Annotated in this window: 7 protein-coding genes; 2 read left to right on the top strand and 5 right to left on the bottom strand. The window is 60.8% G+C overall.

The genetic code is table 11. The features are described from left to right. Positions 1-39: 39 nt before the first annotated feature. From K0P33_RS23495 to aceK, 5 genes are all read right to left on the bottom strand, one after another. On the bottom strand, positions 40-273 hold the full coding sequence (locus K0P33_RS23495) for a zf-HC2 domain-containing protein (protein WP_094950246.1): 234 nt from the start codon (positions 271-273) through the stop codon (positions 40-42). Continuing rightward, positions 267-881 carry an RNA polymerase sigma factor gene (locus K0P33_RS23500; RefSeq protein WP_094950245.1) on the bottom strand — a complete coding sequence of 205 codons (615 nt, stop codon included), beginning with the start codon at positions 879-881 and terminating at the stop codon, positions 267-269. The genes K0P33_RS23495 and K0P33_RS23500 overlap by 7 nt, the downstream gene beginning before the upstream one ends. A 149-nt stretch (positions 882-1,030) precedes the next feature. Continuing rightward, a complete protein-coding gene (locus K0P33_RS23505; RefSeq protein WP_242151724.1) occupies positions 1,031-2,152 on the bottom strand; it encodes a beta-ketoacyl-ACP synthase III in 1,122 nt (373 codons plus the stop codon). A 338-nt stretch (positions 2,153-2,490) separates the two neighbouring features. Beyond that, a complete protein-coding gene (gene hrpA / locus K0P33_RS23510; protein ID WP_242151726.1) occupies positions 2,491-6,402 on the bottom strand; it encodes an ATP-dependent RNA helicase HrpA in 3,912 nt (1,303 codons plus the stop codon). A 70-nt stretch (positions 6,403-6,472) separates the two neighbouring features. Next, the gene (gene aceK / locus K0P33_RS23515) at positions 6,473-8,188 is read right to left on the bottom strand and encodes a bifunctional isocitrate dehydrogenase kinase/phosphatase (RefSeq protein ID WP_242151729.1); all 1,716 of its coding nucleotides are present in this window, start codon (positions 8,186-8,188) and stop codon (positions 6,473-6,475) included. A gap of 389 nt (positions 8,189-8,577) precedes the next feature. Between aceK and K0P33_RS23520 the strand changes: the two genes are divergently transcribed. Continuing rightward, the gene (locus K0P33_RS23520; protein ID WP_242151733.1) at positions 8,578-10,203 is read left to right on the top strand and encodes a methyl-accepting chemotaxis protein; all 1,626 of its coding nucleotides are present in this window, start codon (positions 8,578-8,580) and stop codon (positions 10,201-10,203) included. A gap of 64 nt (positions 10,204-10,267) precedes the next feature. After that, entirely contained in the window at positions 10,268-11,164 is an 897-nt protein-coding gene (locus K0P33_RS23525; RefSeq protein ID WP_242151736.1) for a DMT family transporter, read from the top strand. Positions 11,165-11,428: the final 264 nt, after the last annotated feature.

Below are 11,428 nucleotides of genomic sequence, written 5' to 3' on the forward strand. Positions count from 1 at the left end.
CCGTTCGACTCCCCCACGCGAGCCTGCCCTTCGCAGACTTTACTGATCCTTCAACCGCTCGGCTGCCAACCGTGTAGCCAAATCATCAGCGTCGCTTACCGGTTCCTCCGGCATGAGCTTCAATGTCGCCTGCATCAGGCGCATCTGACGGATAAATCGCCGGCAGTTAGGGCAAAACATCAGGTGATGACGCACCAGCAGGCGCTCACGAAAGGTCAATTGCCCGTCGAGGTAATCACTGGAACGCGCCACTTGCTCTTTACAGGTCAACATTCGCCCGTTTCCTCAAAATGCTCCACCGTCGCGAAGACTTTAAGCCGTGCTCGATGCAACAGCACACGAACATTGGAGAGCGAGAGCGTCAGAAGATTACAGATCTCTTCCAACTCCAATCCTTGGCGTTCACGCAACACCAGCACGCTGCTTTGCAACTCCGACAAACTCAGCAACGTATGCTCCAGGCATTTGCGCAATTCATCTTCGGTCAGCAAGGCTTCCGGGGTGTCTTGGTGCCAGGCGTACGGCGCGACGGCCCAATGGCCATCGTCGGGCACGAAGCGGTCATCGCCAATGGTGCCGTGGGGTGAGGGCAAATCGTCGAGCAATACTTCTCGGCGATTGCGTTTATAGCGGCCCTTGGCAGAGTTGGCGGTGATAGTCAGCAGCCAGGTCTTGAGGCTGGAGCGCCCTTCGAACTTGGCCAAGTTGCGCACCACCGACAGCCAGGCGTCCTGCACCACTTCGTCGGCGTGGCGCTGGCCGACGATGGCATAGGCCACCGCGCGCATGGCGCTCTGGTAGGTGGTAACCAATTCTTTATAAGCCCGCTGCTCGCCCTTGAGCAGCCGTTCGAGCAGGTGCGCGTCGTCCGCTACTGCCATTCAGAACCTCGATTTCAAAATGCAAACCCAATCAATGTGGCAAACCGACTCCTATGGGAGCTGGCTTGCCTGCGATGCAGGCACCTCGGTAGTTATGATGCGCCGAGGTGATGCTATCGCAGGCAAGCCAGCGCCCACATTGACCGCGTTTAGCGTTTGCGCAGGATTACGCTGCCGATTGAGTAACCCGCACCGAACGAACTGAGCACCGCCACAGAGCCCTTGGGCAGATCGTCCTGGTAGGTGTGGAACGCAATCACCGAGCCCGCCGAGCTGGTGTTGGCGTAGGTGTCGAGAATCACCGGAGCCTCTTCCACCGAGGCTTCGCGGCCGAGCAGTTTTTTCACGATCAGGTGGTTCATGCTCAGGTTGGCCTGGTGCAGCCAGAAGCGCTTCACATCGGCCACATTCAACTGATTTTCTTCCAGGTGCACACCGATCAGTTCGGCAACCATCGGGCAAACATCACGGAATACCTTGCGGCCTTCCTGCACGAACAGTTTGTCCGGCGCGCCGATGCCCTCTTCCGCCGCGCGGTTGAGGAAGCCGAAGTTGTTGCGGATGGTGTTGGAGAACTTGGTCAGCAGCTTGGTGCTCACCACATCGAACTGGTGCTCGGAGGTCGCCAGGTCAGCGCGCTCAAGAATCACCGCCGTGGCCGCATCACCGAAGATGAAGTGGCTGTCACGGTCGCGGAAATTCAGGTGGCCGGTGCAGACTTCCGGGTTGACCATCAGGATCGCCCGCGCCTGGCCCAGCTTGATGCTGTTGGCGGCGTTCTGGATACCGAAGGTCGCCGACGAGCAGGCCACGTTCATGTCAAAACCGAAACCTTCGATGCCCAGGGCTTCCTGGACTTCAATGGCGATGGCCGGGTAGGCGCGCTGCAGGTTGGAGCAGGCGACGATCACGCCATCGATGTCGGCGGCGGTCTTGCCGGCGCGCTGCAGGGCTTGTTCGGCAGCGCCGATGGCCATCTGGCAGAGTACCGACCATTCATCATTGCTGCGCTCGGGCAGGCGCGGAGCCATGCGCTGCGGGTCGAGAATGCCGTCTTTGTCCATGACAAAACGGCTCTTGATGCCCGACGCCTTTTCAATAAAGGCCGCACTGGACTCGGTCAGTGCCTGCACGTCACCGCACTCAATGGCGGCGGCGTTATCGGTATTGAACTGCTGCACATAGGCATTGAAAGACTGCACCAGCTCTTCGTTGGAAATGCTGTTGGCCGGGGTGTACAGGCCAGTGCCGCTGATGACGACGTTATGCACGGTCGTTCCTCTAAATCTGTCAGGCAGAAGATATTGGTACCGTCGTACCAAACTTTAAGTCGTTCGATTCCGTCCAGCGGGCATCAAACTGGCAACGCTTTATTCCATCGCACCGTGGTTGCAACAGCCCTTCACGGCGATCCCGGCATTTATAACCGCGAAGTTTGCCACAACCCCAAGGATTTGGCGCCATTTCCCGGATAAACCCCGTACACCTGTGGGAGCTGGCTTGCCTGCGATGCAGACACCGCGGTGTATCAGTCAAACCACTGTGATGCCATCGCGGGCAAGCCAGCTCCCACATTGGATGGGGTTTGTCTGGGGAGCCAAGCACCACGTCAGGCCTCCACCAGGCTCCACTGCTTGCTCAATCGCTTGTCAGAAATCGGCACTTTGGTGCCCAATTGCTGGCCAAACAGTGACACGCGATATTCCTCCAACCACCAGCGATACAGCTCCAACTGCGGGTCGCGCTTGCCTTCCTGGGTATGTTTGTTCAGGCGGTTCTGGTACTGCGCCCACAGGCCGCTCAGCTCGGTGCTCCACACCCGATCTTTTTGCACCTGGCTTGGCAGTTTCTCCAGGCGCAACTCGATGGCCTTGAGGAAACGCGGCAGTTCCTTGAACCACTGCGCCGGGGTTTCGCGCACAAAACCCGGGTACACCAAATGACTCAGCTGCTGCTTGATGTCATTCAAGGCCACGGCCTGGGCCAGATCGATCTTACCTTTGAAGCGTTTTTGCAAGCCATGCCACAGCTTCAGCACTTCCAGGGTCAAGCGTGCCAGGCGTTCGGCGTGCTCGGTCCAGCTGCCGCGCTTACGTTCGGCCAAAGCGGCCAGACCCGCACCGTCACGCGGCAAGCTGGCTTCGCCTTCCAGCACGCAGGTGTCCAGGCTGGCTAGCAGAATGTCTTCGACCAGCGCATCGATGCGCCCCAATTCGCGGTACATCAGGCCCAGCTCAGTCAGGCCGGGCAATTTGCCGCGCAGGAATTTCGCCGGTTCGGCCAATTGCTGCATCAGCAGACGCTGCAAGGCGCGGCGGTGCTGGAACTCGGCCTCGGCGGCCGTCGAGAACCGCCCTTCCTTGACCGTGCCATTCTCTTCGACCAGCGCCGGATAGACCGTCATCGACAGGCCGGCGATCTTTTGCTGGGTCTTCTCGGCCACCGCCGCAAACACCTTAGCCTCCACCGGCTGCTGGCTTTTCGCGGTCTGCGGTACGGCCAATGCGGCCTGGCTGGCCTCGGCAAAACGTGCCGTCAGCTCGGCCAGGTCACGGCCTTCGCCGAGGAACTTGCCCTGACCGTCGACCACTTCCAGGTTCATCTTCAGGTGGTTTTCCACCTGCTGCGCCGCTTCCGCCCAGGCTTCATCGCTGACCCGCGCGCCGGTCATGCGCAACAGTTCGCGCCCCAGCGCCTGGGGCAGCGAGCCCTGGCCGAATTCGATGCGTTGCAGCGCCGCCTTGATGAAATCCGGCACCGGTACAAAGTTTTTGCGCAACGCTTTGGGCAGGTTGCGCACCAGCGCGATGCACTTGGCCTCGATCACACCCGGCACCAGCCATTCCAGGCGCTCCGGCGGCAATGCCGGCAGCAGTGGCGCCGGCACGCGCAGGGTCACGCCGTCGCGCGGGTGGTTGGGTTCGAAGTGGTAACTCAAGGCCAGGGCCAAATCGCCCAAGTGCAAGGTGTCCGGGTAATGCGCGGCGGTGACTTCGCTGGCCTCGCGGGCCAGCACGTCTTCCTCGCGCATGATCAGCAGTTGCGGGTCTTTCTGGCTGTTGACCTTGTACCAGCTGTCGAACGTGGCGGTCTGGTGGATCTCTGCCGGCAGGCGCGCATCGTAGAAGGCGTACAGGGTTTCTTCGTCCGCCAGGATGTCGCGGCGGCGCGCCTTGGCTTCCAGTTCGTCGAGCTGCTCCAGCAGTTGCTGGTTGGCCGTCAGGCACTTGGCCCGGGACTGAATCTCGCCACGCACCAAGCCTTCGCGGATAAACAGCTCGCGGGACACCACCGGGTCAATCGGCCCGTAATGCACAGGGCGGCGCCCGACCACAATCAACCCGAACAGGGTGATCTGCTCAAACGCCACCACTTGGCCGCGCTTCTTTTCCCAGTGCGGTTCGAAATGGTTTTTCTTGATCAGGTGCCCAGCCAACGGCTCGATCCAGTCGGCATCAATCTTCGCCACCATGCGCGCATACAGCTTGGTGGTTTCCACCAGTTCGGCGGCCATCAGCCATTGCGGGCGCTTTTTGCCGATGCCCGAGGACGGATGAATCCAGAAGCGCCGCTGCCGCGCGCCAAGGTAATCACCGTCTTCGGTTTTCTGCCCGGTCTGACTGAGCAGGCCGGACAACACGGCCTTGTGCAGCTTGGCAAAGTCCGCCGGCTCTTTATTGACGGTCAACTGCATGTCGCGGCAAATCAGGCTCAACTGGCGATGCGAGTCGCGCCACTCGCGCAGCCGCAAGTAATTCAGGAAGTTCTTACGACACCAGTTACGCAACGGGCTGGCCGTCAGTTCCTGGCGCTGCTCTTCAAAACCGCGCCATAGGTTAACCAAACCGGCGAAGTCGGAATCCGCATCCTTCCACTGGGCGTGAGCCTGATCGGCTGCCTGCTGACGCTCGGGCGGGCGCTCGCGCGGGTCTTGGATCGACATCGCGCTGGCGACGATCAGCACTTCCTGCAAACTGCCGAGCTTGGCGGCTTCGAGCAGCATGCGGCCCATGCGCGGGTCCACCGGCAGGCGCGCCAGCTGGCGGCCCAACGGCGTGAGCTGGCTGTTGCGGTCCACCGCCGAGAGCTCTTGCAGCAAGTTGAAACCGTCGCTGATGGCCTTGCCGTCCGGCGGTTCGATAAACGGGAAATCGGTGATCTCACCCAGACGCAGGTGCAGCATCTGCAGGATCACGGCGGCAAGGTTGGTGCGCAGGATTTCCGGGTCGGTAAATTCCGGGCGGCCGATAAAGTCTTCTTCGCTGTACAAGCGGATGCAAATGCCCGGTTCGACCCGCCCGCACCGACCTTTACGCTGGTTGGCGCTGGCCTGGGAAATCGCCTCGATCGGCAGGCGCTGCACCTTGGCGCGGTAGCTGTAGCGGCTGATGCGCGCAGTGCCGCTGTCGATCACATAACGAATGCCCGGCACGGTCAGCGAGGTTTCCGCGACGTTGGTCGCCAGCACCACGCGACGGCCTGGGTGGGACTGGAAAATACGCTGCTGTTCGGCCGGTGACAGGCGCGCGTACAGCGGCAGAATTTCAGTGTGCTTGAGCTGGGCCTTGCGCAGCATTTCGGCGGCGTCGCGAATCTCGCGCTCACCCGGCAAGAACACCAGCACATCGCCGGGGCTGCGGCGTTCGCTGCGCTCGTAAGCGGCGATTTCATCGAGGGTGGCGAGGATCGCCTGGTCGACGGTCAAGTCGTCTTCGACGCGGTTGCCCTCCTCGTCCTGCTCCAGGGTCAGCGGGCGATACCACGTGTCCACCGGGAACGTGCGGCCCGAGACCTCGACAATCGGCGCATCGTCGAAGTGCTTGGAAAAACGCTCCAGGTCGATGGTCGCCGAGGTGATGATGACTTTCAGGTCCGGGCGACGCGGCAGCAGGGTTTTCAAGTAGCCGAGCAGGAAGTCGATGTTCAGGCTGCGTTCGTGGGCTTCGTCGACGATGATCGTGTCGTAGCGTTCCAGGTAACGGTCGTTCTGGGTTTCCGCCAGCAGGATGCCGTCGGTCATCAACTTGATCAGGGTGTTGGAGTCACTCTGGTCTTCGAAACGCACCTGATAGCCGACCAATGCGCCCAACGGCGTGGCCAGTTCTTCGGCGACGCGGCTGGCGACGCTGCGCGCGGCAATTCGGCGCGGCTGGGTGTGGCCGATCAGGCCGTACTGGCCACGGCCGATTTCCAGGCAGATTTTCGGCAGCTGGGTGGTTTTACCCGAGCCGGTTTCGCCGGCAATGATCAGCACCTGATGCTTGAGCAACGCTTCTTTGATCTCGTCGCGCTTGGCGGCAATCGGCAGGCTGTCGTCATAGCGGATCACCGGCAGGCTGGCACGCCGCGCCGTGACCTGGGCGCAGGACGCCTGCATGCGCGTAACCCACTGCGCCAGCTTCTCCTCATCGGGCTTCTTGCGCAGCTCGAGCAACTGGCGCCGCAAGCGGTGGCGGTCGGCGAGCATGGCGTGATCGAGGTTTTTCAGCAGTGGGTCGATAGCGGGCGCTTGGTCAGTCATCAGGTACGTATGGGTCGTCTATTTATGCAGGGGGCGGATTGTCGCAGAAAACCGCCAACGCGCGCGCCCCTCATTCGTTATCGCGGTCTTTGCGCCGGTACGGGAACACGTCGATGACCTTGCCGGCGCGAATCGCTTCCTGCAGGCCTTTCCAGTAGTCGGCGTTGTACAACTCGCCATGCAGTTCATTGAACAGCTTGCGCTGGCCGGCGTCAGCAAACAGGAACGGCGGGAATTCTTCGGGGAACACATCCAGCGGGCCGATGGAATACCAGGGCTCCGACGCCATTTCATCCTCCGGCGTGCGCGGTGCGGGGATGTGGCGGAAGTTGGCCTCGGTGAGAAAGCAGATTTCGTCATAGTCGTAGAACACCACGCGGCCGTGGCGGGTGACGCCGAAGTTCTTCAGCAACATGTCGCCTGGGAAGATATTCGCCGCCGCCAGTTGCTTGATGGCCAGGCCGTAGTCGTCCAAGGCTTCGCGCACCTGAGCGTCGTTGGCGTTCTCGAGGTAGAGGTTGAGCGGGGTCATGCGCCGCTCGGTCCAGCAGTGGCGGATCAGCACCGTGTCGCCTTCCACTTCGACGGTGCCGGCGGCGACTTCCAACAGCTCGGCCAGGCACTCGGGTTCAAACTTGCTCAAGGGGAAGCGGAAGTCGGCGAACTCCTGGGTGTCGGCCATGCGCCCTACGCGGTCGACACTTTTGACCAGGCGATACTTCTCGATCACCGTGGCGCGGTTGACGTTTTTCGACGGCGAAAAACGGTCCTTGATGATCTTGAACACCGTGTTGAAGCCCGGCAGCGTGAACACGCTCATGACCATGCCGCGTACGCCGGGCGCCATGATGAACTGATCATCGGTGGTCGCCAGGTGGTTGATCAGCGCGCGGTAGAACTCCGACTTGCCGTGCTTGTAGAAGCCGATGGACGTGTAGAGCTCAGCGATGTGCTTGCCCGGCAGGATGCGCTTGAGAAAGCCAATGAACTCCGCCGGCACCGGCACGTCGACCATGAAATAGGAACGGGTGAACGAGAAGATGATCGACACATCGGCTTCGTCAGTGATCAGCGCATCGATCTGGATGCCGCGCCCTTCACGGTGCAGCAGCGGAATCACCAAGGGCCATTGTTCGTCGCGGGTGTAGATGCGCCCTACCAGATAGGCACCTTTATTGCGGTAGAGCACCGAGGAAAACAGCTCGACGTTGAGGTCCGGGTCTTTGCACACCCAGTCGGGCAGGTTCTCGCGCAGTTGGGTTTCGAGGCGGCGCAGGTCGGCCGCCAGGTCGGCGTAGGGCTCGCTGAACGCGTAATCGGCGAAGACCTGCGCCAGCATCGCTGCGAGGTCGCCGGCTGGTTTATAGGTGCGGGTTTGCGCCGCCCGCGCGCGGCGCAGGCTCGGCCGGGTGGTGTGGATGAACATGCAGCCGTCGCTGATCAAGTCATGGCTGAACAGGCCGCAGAAGATCGAGTTGTACCAAGTCTCGGAGAGTTCATCGTCGAAGCGCAGGTCAATCAGGCTTATATAGGCGCTCTTGACCACCGGCCACATGTCGATCTCCAGCAACGCAGCCTCATCGAAGCTGGCCTGGAGGCGCGCCGTCACTTCAGCGACTTTTTCCTCATACAAGTTGATGCGCGCCGCCGAAGCCGCCTGCCCCTGCTGCCACTGGGCCTTTTCGAACCGTTCACGGGCGCCGTCGGTGATCTGGCGGAAGTGCTCACGGTAATCGTCGAAGCCGTCGAGGATCATACGGGCGATAGCGAGGGCGGATTGCGACATGCGGGAAACCTCTAGCGGGCATCTGGAAGCCCTGAGCTTAGCCAGTGAACGGGGGCAGGAGAAGGAGGATTTTTCGGGTCACTTTGTACAAGTGTGTACACATCGCAGATTTATTTTCAGATTCCATAATTCGACCGTACGGTCAATAAACACAGCAACACGTCGCACTGCCATCACTTACAGGCCTGCAACCGCGTGGCCTGGCGCTTTACGCCGAAAAAACCTGCGAAACCGACCTTTCACAACATGTGCAACCGAATTGATACAGCGTAGGGGAAACCCTGATTACCACCTTAGTGGCACTTTGATATACAGCGCGCCCCCTCCCATCCTAACAAGGTCTGAAGACCGATCCGGGAACAGGTTCTAATCGCCTAAGGAGCATTGAGATGTCATTGAGGAATATGCCGATCGGACTGCGTGCCAGTCTGAGTTTTTCGGTTTTGGCCAGTATGTTGGTCGTTGTCGGATTGTTTGGCCTGGGGCAGATGGCCAAGTTGCGCGAAAGCGCGCTGGTTATCGAGGAATCGTGGATGCCGAGCATCGAGAATATCCACGACGCCGCAGCCTCTGTGGCCAGTATTCGCCTGGAAGCCTTGCGCCTGGCGAGCACCGACGAGTCGCGTATTCGCGACAACAGCAAAAACCTGATCAGCCGCCAGAGCAACGAGCTGCAAACGCTGCTGACCCATCACGAAGGCCTGACCAGTGGCGAGGCAGAAGCCGACCTGCTGAAAAAGCTCAAAGGCGACGTAGCCACCTACCTCACGATCGTTGGCCAGATGGTTGCCCTGGTGGACAAGGATCAGCAGCAAGACGCCATCGACCTGCTCACCAGCCGCCTTGCGCCACAAGGTAGCGTCCTCAACAAGCGCTTGGAGGACATGATCACCTTCAATCAAAAAGGCGTGGAAGACGCAGCCAGCTCAGCCGCACAGATGTATTCCCGCGCGCAATGGGTGGTCGGCCTGATCATCGCTTGCGCGTTGATCGCCACCTTACTACTGGCCTGGCTGCTGACCCGCAGCATCACAACCCCCATCAGCCAGGCCCTGGCCGTAGCGCGCACCATCGCCGGTGGCGACTTGAGCCAACCGATCAAGGTGCACGGCAGCGACGAAGCGGCGCAATTGCTCAGCGCCCTGGCCACCATGCAAGCGCAACTGCAGACCACAGTCCGCGGCATCAGCGAGTCAGCGCAGCAACTGGCCTGCGCCACCGAAGAGATGAGCTCGGTGATGGAACAGAGCACCCGTGGCCTGCAAGCGCAGAACGATGAAATCGAACAAGCCGCGACTGCCGTGACCGAAATGAGCGCAGCGGTGGACGAAGTGGCAGGCAATGCGGTGTCCAGCGCCGAGGCGTCCAAGGCATCCGACGAAGACAGCAAGCACGGCCACTATCAGATCAGCGAAACCATCAGTTCGATCCAGAACCTGGTGGACGAAGTGCTCGGCGCCTCGAACAAAGCCGAAGGCCTGGCGGTGCAGGCCCAGGACATCAGCAAGGTACTGGAAGTGATCCGCGGCATCGCCGGGCAAACCAACCTGTTGGCCCTCAACGCCGCCATCGAAGCTGCGCGTGCAGGCGAAGCCGGGCGTGGGTTTGCGGTGGTGGCCGATGAGGTGCGTTCGCTGGCGCAACGCACTCAGGACTCCACCGAAGAAATCGAGCAGATGATCACCGGCATCCAACAAGGCACCCAAGACACCGTCGACGCCCTCAACAGCAGCGCCGAACATGCCGGCCAAACCCTGCAACGCGCCAACAGCGCGGGCAGCGCCCTGGAGAAAATCACCGCCGCAATCTCGCAGATCAGCGAGCGCAACCTGGTGATCGCCAGTGCCGCCGAGCAACAGGCACTGGTGGCGCGTGACGTCGACCGCAGCCTGGTCAACATCCGCGACCTGTCCACCCAAACCGCCGCCGGCGCCACCCAGACCTCAGCGGCCAGCCAGGAACTCTCGCGCCTGGCCGTGGACCTCAACGGCATGGTGACGCGGTTTGTCCTGTAATTAGCAATTGTGTCGAACAGGCCTCTGCGCAACACTCGCCGCCTTATTGATGTAGGAGTATTCCGTGAGACCTGTCGACACCCTGTACCTACTGGGGCTGGCTGCCATCTGGGGCGCAAGCTTCCTGTTCATGCGCATCATCGCGCCAGAAATCGGCAGCGTACCGACGGCGTTTTTCCGCGTGTCGATCGCCGCCGCCGGTTTGCTGGTGATCCTGACCGCAATGCGCGTGAACTGGGACTTCCAGGGCAAATTCAAGACCGTACTGCTGCTAGGCGTGATCAACTCCGGCATCCCCGCGACCATGTACTCGGTGGCGGCCCAAGTACTGCCGGCGGGCTACTCGGCCATCTTCAACGCCACCACGCCGCTGATGGGCGTGCTGATCGGCGGGCTGTTCTTCAGCGAACGCCTGACGCCGTCGAAAATCGCCGGGGTGAGCCTGGGCCTGTTCGGCGTGGGCGTACTGACTCGCGCCGGGCCAGTGGCGTTTGACCTGCAACTGTTGATGGGCGCGCTGGCCTGCTTGCTGGCGACCACCTGCTATGGCTTTGCCGGGTTCCTGGCGCGGCGCTGGCTGGATCAACGCGGCGGGCTGGACAGCCGACTCGCGGCGCTGGGCAGCATGCTCGGCGCCACCTTGTTTCTGCTGCCCTTCTTCGCCTATAGCGCCATCAGCCATCCGCCAGCGAGCTGGGGTGGCTGGCAGGTGTGGGCGTCTTTGCTGGGATTGGGATTGGTGTGTACGGCGTTTGCCTACATTCTGTACTTCCGCTTGCTGTCGTCCATAGGGCCGGTTAAGTCGATGACGGTGACGTTTATGATTCCGCCGTTTGGGGTGCTGTGGGGGGCGTTGCTGTTGGATGAGCCGTTGTCGATGGCGCATGTGTATGGCGGGGTGTTGATTGCGGGGGCGTTGTGGTTGGTGTTGCGGCCTGGGAAATTGGCTAAAGCGTTGTAGGGAGATGGGAGGTCTCTATGGACTTAAGAGAAAAGTGTCGGATTTTTCATGGGCGCGCCGATTAGAACCTAAACAGGCTAAAGAAAGCATTTTCGTAAACATTACACTCCCCTCAGAAAGCGTGGCCACTGCTAAATCCCCCACGGCAAGCCGCCAATCCTTGCTCTCGACCTATATCAGACACGAAACTTTAAACAATTGGCTATGTCCGAAGTGAAAACCCGGTCCACTGGTTATGAAAAGCGCAGCATGGAACGTGATGCC

Origin of the sequence: Pseudomonas sp. ArH3a, assembly GCF_022648765.1 — a bacterium.
GTDB lineage: Bacteria > Pseudomonadota > Gammaproteobacteria > Pseudomonadales > Pseudomonadaceae > Aquipseudomonas.

Coding starts and splice junctions, on each gene's coding strand:
- K0P33_RS23495 (WP_094950246.1), bottom strand. CDS start 273: ATGTTGACCTGTAAAGAGCAAGTGGCGCGTTCCAGTGATTACCTCGAC.
- K0P33_RS23500 (WP_094950245.1), bottom strand. CDS start 881: ATGGCAGTAGCGGACGACGCGCACCTGCTCGAACGGCTGCTCAAGGGC.
- hrpA (WP_242151726.1), bottom strand. CDS start 6,402: ATGACTGACCAAGCGCCCGCTATCGACCCACTGCTGAAAAACCTCGAT.
- aceK (WP_242151729.1), bottom strand. CDS start 8,188: ATGTCGCAATCCGCCCTCGCTATCGCCCGTATGATCCTCGACGGCTTC.
- K0P33_RS23520 (WP_242151733.1), top strand. CDS start 8,578: ATGTCATTGAGGAATATGCCGATCGGACTGCGTGCCAGTCTGAGTTTT.